Below are 12,617 nucleotides of genomic sequence, written 5' to 3' on the forward strand. Positions count from 1 at the left end.
CATACCGTTGTCACGGTCAAACCTATGCGAGTCACCCCAGCAGAGCTGGGGGGTTTATCAATGTTTAATTAACTTTGACAGCGACTCTTTTGCTATTGGCTTCTCAAGAACACCAAGCAAATTCAGGTTAAACGCTTTACACATCTTCCTTGCGGCATCGAGCACTGTTTTGCTTTCCGCACTTGTGATGATGATATTGCCTTGAAAATCGGCCTCAGCAAGGCGTTTTAGGAGTTCGATACCATCGAACATCGGCATATTCAGATCACATAAGATCAAATCGACAGAAGAGGCTTCAATAAACTCTAGAGCCTTATATCCACATTCAAAAGGTTGGACATTTTCCATACCCAAACTCTTTAAAACCATCCCCATTACATTCAATTGAAAAGGGTGATCTTCTATCACTACAACATGCTGGTTCATGGTAGCTCCTTAAATGGTTTGATTGATTCTGAACAATAAGTCTTCAATTGGTTCGTCAGCTGTTCGAGGTTATCGTAATGTGCTTGAATACCATCTAAGTCACTTAAGGAGACCAATTCCATTGTTTGCAATTGATTGGCAATGTCCTCTGTGCCTACCATTTTTGCAGCTCCCTTCATCTTATGAGCTACCTGTTTAATGGCTTCGAGATCTCGCTGTTCACACGCAGCTTGAAGCAGAGGCATGTCAGCTTGATGGCTCTTGATAAAGTCAGTGATGATCTGCATGACGAGATCTTGGTCACCAAACAATTCGGTTAAGTTGGCGAGATCAATCGGAGCAGAGCTCGGCTCACTTTTAGGCTCCGAGGAACTAATACAAGGCTTATCGACAACAGATTGCACCTTATCAAGATGTTTGATTATGGTGTCGCCAATCACCCTTAATTTGGTTGGTTTTGATAAGAAGTCATCCATACCAATCTCAAAGCACTTATCATTTTCACCTTGCACAGCGTTTGCGGTTAACGCAATGATCGGAAGACGAGGTTGGTTTTGGGTCTGCTCTTTTACTCGGATCTGCCTCGTTAATTCGTAGCCATCCATCTCAGGCATGTGGCAATCGGTAATTAGCAGCCCATAATATTCATTATCTAAGGCAACAAGTGCTTCCTTGCCGTTATCTACCATGTCGGCATGGAAACCTAATTGCTCAATTTGTTGAAGAATTATCTGTTGATTGATTGGGTGATCTTCCGCTATTAAGATAAGTCTTTGATTCTGTTTGGCAGACTCGCGCGACTCAGTACTCAATTTCAGATTATTATCATCTTGGACAACATCTTCCACAAACGCAGGACAGTTGTGCAAACAGTGCATCAACTGCGAAGGCAACAATGGGTTTGCTGACAGATTCCAGCCCAATTTGCATGGCGCCGGCGAAAGCATTCCTTGTTCACTGACACAAATAAACTGCACGCTTTCGGCGAACGTATCAATGCTCTGATCTAGCTCATGAGGAATAAACACAAAATCAGGCTCAATGGTATCGACCCAGTGTGCGAGCTCTTTAGTCACCTGAACATTCTTTGAGATAACCTTAATACCCCAAGATGTTAGATAGTTCTCTAATTCAGATTGCTGCATGAACGTTTTGGTAAGTAGCGCCACCTTGCCATTCATGTCCGCCCTGTTATTTTCAGCGAGCGTTTTAAGCGGCAGCGTAATAGAGAACGTTGAACCAATGTTGATCTTACTCGTTACGTTAAGACTCCCACCCATTTGTTCAATGAGTTGCTTCGAGATAGTCAAACCAAGGCCTGAACCACCATATTTCCTCGTGGTTCCTTCATCGGCTTGAACAAAAGGTTGGAATAGGTTTCGAATGTGTTCTTCACTGATACCGATGCCACTGTCAAACACCTCGAAACAAATTTGTTGCTGTTCACCATTCAGGTCGAGTAACTTTGCCGCTAAACCTACGGTTCCATATTCTGTAAATTTAATGGCATTGCTCAACAAATTATTCAGAACTTGCCCAATACGAATGTCATCCATTAAGACTAAATCATTCAACTCAGGGTCTAACCAAAATTTGAACTGTAACCCTTTGGCGTGAGCTTGCCTCGCCTGCAACTGAGTCACTCTAAGAGTCAATGTATCTAGACTTGCAGGCTGATAATCTAGGGTCAGCTTACCGGCTTCAATTTTCGAGAAATCGAGTATATCATTAACAATATGCAGTAGGTTATTTGCCGATTGACTCAGCGTTGTATGGATTTTCTGAACTTCATAACCAACTTCATATTGCTCTGACAATTCCAACAAGCTAACAATCCCTCCCAATGGAGTGCGGATTTCATGACTCATGTTTGCCAAAAATCGAGACTTGGCCTCAGTTGCGACGATAGCACTTTGTCTTGCTTGTGTTAGCTCTTCTTGCTGTTGTTTAAGCTCTGTTATATCAGTAAGAACAGAGTCCCATTCATAATAATCGCCAAGATCAGAAATCTTGCTCTGCAAATTGAGCCATCGGTTTTGGTTATCAATATTCACTCCAATATCGAGGCTTAGTTTCCCCTCTTTATTTCCACTACGTACCTTCTTAATTAAGGTTCGACGATCCTGAGCATTAAGCGGTGCGAAAAAACTAATTGGAGAGCGGCGCAATTGAGCAGGAGTAAGCCCTAAAAGCTCCTCTACCCCATTACTAATAAAGACGAATTCAATATCGTGAAGACTTCGTTTGGGCTGAATATGCTGTATAACCGCGCCATGCAAATTGTTCGCCAGTTTCTGTACTCGGTCATCGGCTCTTTTTGCAATTTTTTTCGCTTCGTAAAGCTCAGTAAGATCATCAAGAATGGTCACTGAGCCTTCGATATTCCCGTTGGAGATATAAGGGCACTTCCAATACGCGTAGTGTTTGCTGCCTTGCGGCGAAACGACTTCTTTTTCTAAGCGAGGTAAAACAACCCCGTGATGGATCATTGTGTCTTCATCGGAGTTATTAACGATGGTTCCTTCGATTAACTCAAAACCAGTAAGCTGCTGCGCGGCACTGTTCAGACTGATTATCTGGTTATCCAAGTTACGCACAACAATAGGAAACGGCATTGCGTCCAACAATGAACGCTCGAACTCCACTTGATGTTTGAGAGCGGATTCAGTTCGCTTTCGATCTTCAACTTCACGTCTTAGTTTCCAACTCCATGCCATTACAAGCATAATGAGCACCGATGCTACAGAGATTAAAATGGCAGCACCCAAGATAACATCTGCCGTATCCACGCCTGATTCATAAGACACATCCAACCAATGCTTCTTGATCTGCTGATACTTGTGATGAGGTATGGCGAACAGCGCTTTGTTAATAATATTGTTCAGCACTTCTTGGTCGGCTTCGACACTGTAGGCGACTGGAATATCGTTGTCTTTAGATAGCAGGCTTGTTACGCGTAAGTACCCTGAATACTGGCCCTGTAATAGAGGAGACGCTAAATAGAGCGAAAGCATCGCTGAGTCTACCTCTCCTGTATCCACGGCATCGAGCAAAAGCAACTCAGAGCTATAGGTCTTAATTGGGCAAGCCTCACAATAGCGTTTCACAAGCTCTATTCCGACACTGTCGTTTATAGTTCCAATAACGGAGCTCTTCGTTAACTCACCGAATACCGCCAATTTACTCGTATCACTTTTACCAACCAGTGCCCACGGCTCAACCATGAAAGGCTTAGAATAGAGGTGATGCTCATCGTCACCAGTAGAAGGTGTCGCCTTAGTATGAATTACTGGAAGAGAAACTGGATGAGCTTGGTTGCCCTGTAAAACGAGGTCGTTGTCGTAAATAAAGTTTAACCCCGTAAGTCGGGATATTTCACTCAATATATCAATCGAAATACCATCAGGCTTACCTTCACTATTCATGAAAGATATAGGCTTAGAGTCTGCCGTCGATGATACATATATGTTCGGATTAAGAAGAAGGAACTGCTGTTCTTTTTCAGTTAATAGCAGCTTGTTTTTACTAACGACTAACAGAAGACGCCTTTGTATTTCGTTCAACCACTTTTTGCGAATATTAACAAGCTTGCTTGAGTTATCTTGGTTTATAGCGTTATTGATAATACCCAGCAACTTCCTATTTTCAGGCGTATCCAGCAAGGCAATAACATAATTATTTAAGGGTAAACCATCATGTAAGTTGACCGACAAAAATAACTCATAGGGGCTATTCATTAACTTGTTGTGCAGTAACACTCCATCATCAACAATGGCTAACGCGTTCTCTCGAGCTACAGCAGCAATCGCGGTTTGATAGGATGAATATGACTTAAAAGAAGAAAATGGGAGAAGCGATTTCACAGAAGACGCGTTACTCGAGTCTTCAAAATAAGCCAGGTTTCGTCCCTTCATTAATAAGTGGCTTTCAATAGGCTCACTACTTAGGCTAACCATTCGACTAGATAAGATAGGTTTAGAGTAAATAACACCGCTACTAGAAACATTTTGTTCAGCCGTAATAATGGCATCAACTTGTTCAGTTTTAAGTACGTTATTTAGATCCGACGGAGAATGAAAACCGACAAACTCCAAGCCATTCAACTCACGCTCTGCATAGAAACCGGTCAATTCAGGCAATAATCCCGAAACCTCCCCCTCTTGGACAACAACGTACGGAGAAAATCCTGAGGTTTGAACTCCGATGGTAATCGAACCACTAGCCTTAACGTAAAAAGATACGGAAGAAGCCAGGATAATTAGAGAAAGTAGATTAAAAGCGCGGAACATGAATAACCTAGAGTTTTATTAATTAGTGCACCTTATATCTTATTCACAGTCTCGACTCACCAATTTGCACTGAACAATATGGAACTTCTGTTTAACGCAATCGGTTGCTCCGTTTTGGCAGTATGACTTATAAAATGAATTGTAAGCAGTTGATACAAAGCTTAATAACCCAATCAGCTACTAGGTTGGTCTCCCCGATGTTATATGAGGTCCCATAACAATGATTAAATTTCTACATATCAGTGCAATTATATTACCTATAGCTTTGATCGGCTGCGGGGGAGATAGTTCAAAAAAAATCAACCACCACTTCAAAGCCTAAAACCCAGCAAGTTACCGCGACTAAATCTACTCTAAACCAAAAACTGAACAAGGTAGATTTGCAATCAAAAAAACTGAGCTCAGAAGGCGTTAATACGATTATGAACTTGCCTGTCGGAAAGACCAGCCTATCTATCTCTACACCGACCAAATTCAGTCAAGTTAAACAATAGATATTGAAGGATTAGTATTATGAAAAAAACCGTTTTAGCTTCAACCATTTGTATAAGCCTATTCTCTTCGTCTATCGTTAACGCCCACTACAATGGTGCTCATGAAGTCGGTGAGAACATGCGTAGTAGCATTGATGAAATGATTACAACTAAGCTTAAAGCGTCATTTTTTGACTCTGCTGCGCTTTATATGGACGCAACAAATGTTAAGCAATTAAAAACCTCCCCAACTGGATTGCTAACATCTTTGACTACGGGTTCGCAGAACACGGAACTTCCGTTGGAAACTAGACAGGAGTTGATCGACGCATCTCAAGAAGTCGGCTTTGTCGTTGACTACTTGAAGAAAAACCCTAAGACACAAGGTGTCGATAAAGAGGTGATGGATTTCTGTATTGCAGAAAACGTAGAAGCGAAGAATTGGCCGGGTATTGATTATGTTGTCGATCAATACGGCACAAAAAATGGTATCACTACGCTCCCCGTCTCTATTATCTATTTCGCATCCAAAGGCGAATGCCAAGATCCAAATGATTGGGCACCCAAGTTAAATCAGAGCACCGCAAAATCAGAATTTGAATCCTCAATTCCCCAAGAGATCATTGCTTACAGCTCAAACGTAGGTAACACTGGCGGTGAACTCGTCTTCATTCTTGAAAACAGTTATAACTTCAGTGACGAGCCCGAAGAGCAATTTGAGTCTTTTACTTTCTATCAAACATCAAGCGATGACACTCCTGGAACAGGTCTGTTTAGACGTACTCAAGTTAATAAAAACTCCTCAGATCCTACGCAAGCGTATTCAAAGTTTATCAACGTGGCATGTCAGGACTGTAATAGTGACAACGAGAAGTTTAAAGTTGAGAGCCGCGCCGAGTCTGGCTACGGTACAGTGTCAGTCGCTTCAAGTGCTGTCGAATCTGGAGGCAAATTAATTCCTGGTTTCGTAAGTGAAGATTCAACCGAAACCGAATACTTTGTTCAAGTAAACTATGAGACAAAGGCCCCTAACAAGGCTACATCTCTATTCGTTGATGCGTTTAAATTCGAAGATTCCCTGATCCATGGCCGTTACTATTACGATGGTTTTAAAGGTGTGAAGTTCAGTGCTGAAGAGTTACAAACCGCGAATTTAATTGCTGAGTATTCCCTAGCTCATCCCCTAAGCTTAAACGGGCTATCGGTAGTGGAAACCAACGGTGTTCTAACGAATAACTCTTACTCACTACAGGTAAAATCAAATAACTCGGTCATTGTTGCTCCAGTAACCGTGACGGACGCAGAAGATATTCAATTATTAAATGAGATATCTAAGGTTACAGCAGAAGCTATCAATTACGACAATAGCGATGTGACGATTGCTGATTGGAATAAAATATACTAATCAGATCATCTTATTACGATTAATCGCAAGACACTGCCTTTATGTCCTGTACCAAGCCACTCTAATGAGTGGCTTTTTTTGTACGTCTCTTCTCCCCTTCCCAACTACACACTTAAACACTTAAACACTTAAACAATGGTCTTTTGGAGCCAATAAAAATCCGAGAGCCTCACAGCCTTCGGATGTTTTTAGTGTTCTACTTTCAGATGCTAGGCGAATTACAAATCAGCGCCATAGATATCAAATGTGAAGTACTTCGCTGCGATCTTATCATAGGTGCCATTTGCTCTAATCTCTTCAATCGCGGCATTGAATTGTTTCGCCAGTTTTGAATCCTGCTTTCTTAGTGCTAAAGCCGTACCTTCGCCAATGTAGGCTTTGTCTGTTACCGCTTTACCCTTGAATTCAAAACCCTCACCTTCTTTCTTATCTAAGAAAGCCAATGAAAGTTGATCAGAGTTACCAAACGGTAAATCTAGACGCCCATTCTGCATATCCAGATAGACTTCATCTTGGCCGGTATAACGCTTAATGTTTGCCACATCGCCAAACTTGTCGGTTACGTAACGATCGTGAATCGTACCTTGCTGAACACCGATGTTTTTTCCTGTTAAGCCTGCCTCATCTACGCTGAACTCCACGCTTTTAGCTGCAACAAACACGGCTGGAGTTTGGTAGTACTTATCAGTAAACAAAATCTTGCGCTTACGCTCTTCAGTAATACGCATCGAAGCCATAATCACATCTGACTTTCTTGCCAATAAGCTTGGAATTAGCGAGTCCCAACTTTGTGAAACCCAAGTACAGTCTAATTTAGCTTGCTCACACAAAGCGTCAGCTATCTCAATATCAAACCCGACAGGCACACCGTCACTGTTTTTATAGTTGAATGGCGGATACGTAAAGTCTGACGCCAAACGGATTTCTTTCGCCTGTACCGTTGTACCAAGTAAAGCGGCCGCACAAGCGAGTCCTAGTATTATCTTTTTCATCATTGCCATCCTAGATATGATCTTTATCGAGTTGAGATTGAGTTTCTTTATGCTGAGATTGTTTGCCTTGTTGATTCTTTTCTAATTCGGTTTGGTAGCGTGTTAGTGACGTTATCACTTCTAGCATGCTCTCTTGGCTACCAATACTGATTCGTACACAGTTACGCAAAGCAGGTTCGTGGTTTTGGTTTCTTGTCACAATGCCATCCTTCGCCAATACGCTAAACACATGATGCCCCGTTTTTGACGCAGCAAAACGAAATTAGTCGATGAAGGGTAAACCTGTTCTATAAATTCAAACCGCGTTAGCTCACAAGCAAACCGATTACGCAATTCAACCAACTTTAACGTCGCGCTTTCCATCAACGCAATTCGTTCATCAGACAATGCGTCTAGCACTATTTGAGATGAGCAATCTGGCATTGGATAAGGGGGGATCAGTTTCGCGACATACTGCATCACATTTTGACTCGCTAAGATAAAGCCACATCGAACCGCAGCCAATCCAAACGCCTTAGACAAGGTGCGAATCACAACCAAATGCGGATAACGCTCAATAAGGCTCACCGCTGAAGTTTGTAGTTCAAATTCGATATACGCTTCATCGACCACCACTAGCGACTTGCCAATCGTGCCTTCCAGTACCTGAATCAAATCCAATTTAGGGATCACATTGCCCGTAGGGTTGTTTGGTGAGCAAAGAAACACGATATTAGCCAATTCCGCTTTATTCACGATATCAGCGACGTTCAGGCTGAAGTCTTCCTGCAATGGAGAGTCTAAAGTATTAATCGCCAATGCATCGGCGCAAAACTCATACATCGCATAGGTTGGAGAACAGATAAGTATGTTGTCGCTCGCCGGCTTGCAGAATGTTCTGATCAGCAAATCAATCGCTTCATCTGCACCACGGACAGCAACCGTCGCGGCATCAGTGCCACAGTAACCTTGGTAAGCCTTAGCAATATCTTGTGGTAAGAAGTCTGGGTATCGATTGTGACTCGCTTCTCCTTGAAACAACGAGCTTTCCAATTCATTGGCGTTTAGCCAGACACGTCCCTCACCACCAATTCTTCTTGCCGATTGATAAGGTATTAATTTTTTTACAGCCTGAGGTACTAAGCTATCAATAAAAGATGTCAAGAAGCTATCCCTTTCACAAAATCACAATGTCTTCATCATTGCCTTCATATTCAATAAATGTGACCTATACACATATTGAATCACAAATGATGATTAAGTATTTACATTCAAACAGAACGCTATTGATAAATGAATCGAAATAATTACATAATAGTCATGACAAAAACTCATAGGTAAAGATATGAATCGCACACTTCCTTCAACCAAAACCTTGCTCGCGTTTTTGTCTACGGCAAGGCATCTCAACTTTACGCGAGCGGCACATGAGCTGAATGTTACGCAAGGTGCAGTGAGTCGTCAGGTATTGTCGTTTGAAGAAAGTCTCGGGTGCGATCTTTTCTACCGACATGCTCGCGGGTTGTCATTAACACCTAAGGGAGAAGAACTGGTTCCGCTGATTCAAGATACCATCCAACAACTGCAATCGGCGTTAAATCAAGTTGCCAGCTCTCCATCGAAGATCAAGCTCAACGCACCAAGTTGTATTACCTCTTGGCTGCTACCCAAGTTGATGTCTTTTCAGCAAGCCTATCCTGAAATTGATGTCGAACTCACGTCGACCATCAAGCACGTTTTTGAACCAAGCTTTGATCCATTTGATGCCGTAATCACCTATGGTAAGAAGCCAAGCCAACAATCGATAGTGAGCCAGTTATTGTTCAACGAGCAACTGGCTCCGGTCTGCCAAGCGCAAAGCATTACGCAAAGCCATCTTGTAAGTAGCGCTTCTACTATCATCAAGCCACACAAGCTCGCTCAATACACTTGGTTACACGCCAACAATGAGCAGAGTGATTGGCGACTTTGGTTGGAACACATAGGCAGCCACGACCTTTCAAGCAAGAACAACCAACAATTCGCGACGCTCGATCAAGCGATGAACGCCGCCATTCAAGGGTTTGGTATTGCCATAGGCGACATCACGCTGGCCAAGCAAGATATTGATTTGGGTAGATTGGTGAAAGTGAGTGAAGGCAGTGTCTTCTCTGGAAATGGTTACTTCTTACTGCAACCCAAGAATCGACAAAATACATCCTTATCTACGCTGGTTGATTGGCTCGTCGATTAGCGGCAATCATCTTGGGTAAGCCCCCACTGTAGCTTTAATAGATCGTCATAATGAGAATTTTACCATTCTCAAAATGAAACTATTTTACGCTCGCTGCGTATTGGTATCTATAGAATAGAACGAACGTTTCTTTAACTAGTTGAAAAGAAAATTAATTCAACTTTTTACGTCAGAAATTCTACCCCAATGGATTAAATGGCATTCGAATTGCTTTGTCATAGATAACCCAACCAATATACAGCAGGTTGCACCAATAACATTGCAGCTTGTCACGGAGGATAGGCTATGACCTTACAAAGACACACGTATTACGGCTTGATTCACCATGGAATTAAAACTCTATTAATGGACAGAATTGGCCACTTCACAGAGCGTGAATATCACGAGTATCTCGACTTAACGACCGGTAAATCGACGTGTTTTACCATGAGCGAACAAGAACTCGAAAACACATTAGACAGTTTGAAAAGCGAAGGTTACCTTGAAGACATCAAGAAGCTAATACCTCGCTATCAAACCTCGTCAATGCGTTAACCTGTTAGAGCTCGCTAAACACGATAAGCGGTTAGATTGAATTAATTAGCACCCAATTGTCTCGAGCTATTTAGCATCGAGACAGTTTTGGTTAGACTGTCTGCAACTCAACTAACTGGATAGTCAGTGCCACATGAAGCAAATTCTTGATTTCATTCCTCTCATTATTTTCTTTGCGCTTTACAAGATGTACGACATCTACACGGCTACAGGTGCATTGATTGTTGCTTCCGCAGTACAAATCATTTTGACGTACATCATCTACAAGAAAGTAGAAAAAATGCAGATCATCACCTTTCTAATGGTTGCCGTATTTGGTGGCATGACCATCTTTTTGCATGATGACAACTTCATAAAATGGAAAGTGACCATCGTTTATGCGCTATTTGCTATCGGCCTTACAGTCAGTCACCTAATGGGCAAATCAGCGATTAAAGGCATGTTGGGTAAAGAGATCTCTCTTCCTGAAGCAGTATGGGGCAAGATCAACTGGGCTTGGACTCTGTTCTTCACATTGTGTGCGATCCTCAATGTTTACGTTGCTTTCAACCTGCCATTGGATGTGTGGGTCAACTTCAAAGTGTTTGGCTTACTGATCGCTACTTTTGCATTTACCTTACTAACGGGCGTTTATATCTATAAACATTTACCAAAAGACCAACATTTGCCAAAAGATAAGCATCAGCAAAGAGACCAAGAAACACAAAACGATACGCAACAAGAGCTCTCAGGTAAAAATACCGAGGAGAAATAACCCTTAGGGATGAGTCCTCACCCCCTTTTTGATACAATTATTATCAATATGCGATTTAACAGTGGCCAATGATACTCGTGATCATTGGCCACTGATTGTTTGTGTTCGGTGAATACGTTAAAAATACGAACCCCGCAAACACATCTATTTAAATTTAAAACAATCAATACCATTAAGAGTACAACAATGACTATTCAATCAACTTTGAACCCGATTGGTTCTTTACTTCTTCGCACTTTGGCGATGCCTTCTGATACCAATGCAGCAGGCCAGATTTTCGGTGGTTGGATAATGTCTCAGCTCGACCTTGCTGGCGGGATACTGGCGAAAGAGATCTCTAACGGCAAGATAGTCACCGTGTCAGTATCAAGCATCGAATTCAAACAGCCAGTGTCGGTTGGCGATGTGGTCTGTGTTTATGGCGACTGCACCAAGATTGGCCGTAGCTCGATGAATATCGACCTAGAAGTCTGGGTGAAGCCTGTACTTGATCACGGTATTGGCGATCGTTACAAGGTATGTGGCGCGACATTCAACTACGTTGCCGTGGACGAAAGTGGTAAACCTCGCTCAATTAATAAATAGTACTTTCGACGACCCTATCGCACTTTAAGGTCTTTAGTCGTTTCGATTAAAAATGCTAAAGACCTTCTCACTCTCCCGCACCATTTCACAATTTCTTATCATTAACTCTTCCAATACCGATTAGTTCGCGTAAATTAGCCAGATAACTAATTTAATCGCTCTAATTCAGTGAAGTAACATAAGGATATCTCAACATGTGGTACGTGATTTTTTCTCAAGACGTCGAAAACTCATTAGAAAAACGCCTAAGTGTTCGCCCACAACATCTAGAACGCCTACAAACACTTCACGATGAAGGCCGACTGTTAACAGCAGGTCCAATGCCAGCAATTGACTCCGATAACCCTGGCGAAGCAGGCTTCACTGGTTCTACTGTGATTGCTGAATTCAACTCTTTGGAAGACGCACAAGCATGGGCTGATGCAGACCCGTACATCGCTGCTGGTGTCTACCAGAATGTGATTGTTAAACCATTCAAGAAAGTATTTTAACGTGAAAAAATGGATTATTGGGTCACTGGCTATTGCCCTACTCGCAGGCTGTAGCTCATCAAGTGAACAAGACAAACAAAGACAGTTAGAGATGATGGCTCACCATCGTGCGGGGGTTTTATCTGCCGGCCTGCCTATTGAGTATGGTCCACTCTCTATCATGCGTGTGCTAGCAAAAAATACTGTCGTCGAAATCATGATGATCTACAACCAAGATGCAAAAGGTGCTAAGCCTTTAAACCAAGTTGTAGATATGAGTGTGAATAGCTACTGCACCAACTCTGAAGTAAGAGCTAACCTCGACATGGGCTTAGCTTACAACATCAAAATTCGCAATACACGCGGACAACTGATGGTTGAAAAGCTGATCAGCAAAGAGACTTGCCAGAGCAGCAGCTAGATTCGATATTCGATATTCGATATTCGATATTCGATATTCGATATTCGATATTCGAT

Annotated in this window: 10 protein-coding genes and 1 pseudogene; 7 read left to right on the top strand and 4 right to left on the bottom strand. The window is 42.2% G+C overall.

Annotation, left to right across the window (positions count from 1 at the left end; genetic code table 11):
- Positions 1 to 57 precede the first annotated feature (57 nt).
- Positions 58 to 426, bottom strand: a complete 369-nt coding sequence (locus AB6C75_RS20065) for a response regulator (RefSeq protein ID WP_372108901.1) — start codon at positions 424 to 426, stop codon at positions 58 to 60.
- Positions 423 to 4,715: an ATP-binding protein gene (locus AB6C75_RS20070; protein ID WP_372108903.1), complete on the bottom strand. Its 4,293-nt coding sequence runs from the start codon at positions 4,713 to 4,715 to the stop codon at positions 423 to 425. The genes AB6C75_RS20065 and AB6C75_RS20070 overlap by 4 nt, the downstream gene beginning before the upstream one ends.
- Before the next feature lie 513 nt (positions 4,716 to 5,228).
- Between AB6C75_RS20070 and AB6C75_RS20075 the strand changes: the two genes are divergently transcribed.
- Positions 5,229 to 6,593, top strand: coding sequence for a hypothetical protein (locus AB6C75_RS20075; RefSeq protein ID WP_009846432.1), 1,365 nt, complete (start codon positions 5,229 to 5,231; stop codon positions 6,591 to 6,593).
- A 218-nt stretch (positions 6,594 to 6,811) separates the two neighbouring features.
- Here the strand turns inward: AB6C75_RS20075 and AB6C75_RS20080 are convergent, their stop codons facing one another.
- Positions 6,812 to 7,585: an ABC transporter substrate-binding protein gene (locus tag AB6C75_RS20080; protein WP_372108908.1), complete on the bottom strand. Its 774-nt coding sequence runs from the start codon at positions 7,583 to 7,585 to the stop codon at positions 6,812 to 6,814.
- Between the two features lie 10 nt (positions 7,586 to 7,595).
- Positions 7,596 to 8,728 (bottom strand): annotated as a pseudogene (gene hisC, locus AB6C75_RS20085) (histidinol-phosphate transaminase).
- A 181-nt stretch (positions 8,729 to 8,909) separates the two neighbouring features.
- Between hisC and AB6C75_RS20090 the strand changes: the two are divergent.
- From AB6C75_RS20090 to AB6C75_RS20115, 6 genes are all read left to right on the top strand, one after another.
- Positions 8,910 to 9,797 (top strand): LysR substrate-binding domain-containing protein, encoded by an 888-nt coding sequence (locus AB6C75_RS20090; protein ID WP_009846429.1) that lies wholly within the window; start codon positions 8,910 to 8,912, stop codon positions 9,795 to 9,797.
- Positions 9,798 to 10,082: 285 nt separating this feature from the next.
- The gene (locus AB6C75_RS20095; protein ID WP_032555183.1) at positions 10,083 to 10,331 is read left to right on the top strand and encodes a hypothetical protein; all 249 of its coding nucleotides are present in this window, start codon (positions 10,083 to 10,085) and stop codon (positions 10,329 to 10,331) included.
- Between the two features lie 133 nt (positions 10,332 to 10,464).
- Complete coding sequence (locus AB6C75_RS20100) at positions 10,465 to 11,085, top strand: septation protein A (RefSeq protein ID WP_009846427.1); 621 nt, start codon at positions 10,465 to 10,467, stop codon at positions 11,083 to 11,085.
- A gap of 186 nt (positions 11,086 to 11,271) precedes the next feature.
- Entirely contained in the window at positions 11,272 to 11,670 is a 399-nt protein-coding gene (gene yciA / locus AB6C75_RS20105; RefSeq protein WP_009846426.1) for an acyl-CoA thioester hydrolase YciA, read from the top strand.
- 194 nt (positions 11,671 to 11,864) lie between these two features.
- Positions 11,865 to 12,161, top strand: a complete 297-nt coding sequence (locus AB6C75_RS20110) for a YciI family protein (RefSeq protein WP_012603655.1) — start codon at positions 11,865 to 11,867, stop codon at positions 12,159 to 12,161.
- 1 nt (position 12,162) lies between these two features.
- Complete coding sequence (locus AB6C75_RS20115; RefSeq protein ID WP_029223165.1) at positions 12,163 to 12,561, top strand: GspS/AspS pilotin family protein; 399 nt, start codon at positions 12,163 to 12,165, stop codon at positions 12,559 to 12,561.
- Positions 12,562 to 12,617 lie beyond the last annotated feature (56 nt).

It is taken from the genome of Vibrio sp. 10N.237.312.B06, from assembly GCF_041464685.1.
Taxonomy (GTDB): domain Bacteria; phylum Pseudomonadota; class Gammaproteobacteria; order Enterobacterales; family Vibrionaceae; genus Vibrio; species Vibrio tasmaniensis_A.

What these genes read in the sequence shown, in the direction of transcription:
- AB6C75_RS20065 (WP_372108901.1), bottom strand. Translation starts at nt 426, where the DNA reads ATGAACCAGCATGTTGTAGTGATAGAAGATCACCCTTTTCAATTGAAT.
- AB6C75_RS20070 (WP_372108903.1), bottom strand. Translation starts at nt 4,715, where the DNA reads ATGTTCCGCGCTTTTAATCTACTTTCTCTAATTATCCTGGCTTCTTCC.
- AB6C75_RS20075 (WP_009846432.1), top strand. Translation starts at nt 5,229, where the DNA reads ATGAAAAAAACCGTTTTAGCTTCAACCATTTGTATAAGCCTATTCTCT.
- AB6C75_RS20080 (WP_372108908.1), bottom strand. Translation starts at nt 7,585, where the DNA reads ATGAAAAAGATAATACTAGGACTCGCTTGTGCGGCCGCTTTACTTGGT.
- AB6C75_RS20090 (WP_009846429.1), top strand. Translation starts at nt 8,910, where the DNA reads ATGAATCGCACACTTCCTTCAACCAAAACCTTGCTCGCGTTTTTGTCT.
- AB6C75_RS20095 (WP_032555183.1), top strand. Translation starts at nt 10,083, where the DNA reads ATGACCTTACAAAGACACACGTATTACGGCTTGATTCACCATGGAATT.
- AB6C75_RS20100 (WP_009846427.1), top strand. Translation starts at nt 10,465, where the DNA reads ATGAAGCAAATTCTTGATTTCATTCCTCTCATTATTTTCTTTGCGCTT.
- yciA (WP_009846426.1), top strand. Translation starts at nt 11,272, where the DNA reads ATGACTATTCAATCAACTTTGAACCCGATTGGTTCTTTACTTCTTCGC.
- AB6C75_RS20110 (WP_012603655.1), top strand. Translation starts at nt 11,865, where the DNA reads ATGTGGTACGTGATTTTTTCTCAAGACGTCGAAAACTCATTAGAAAAA.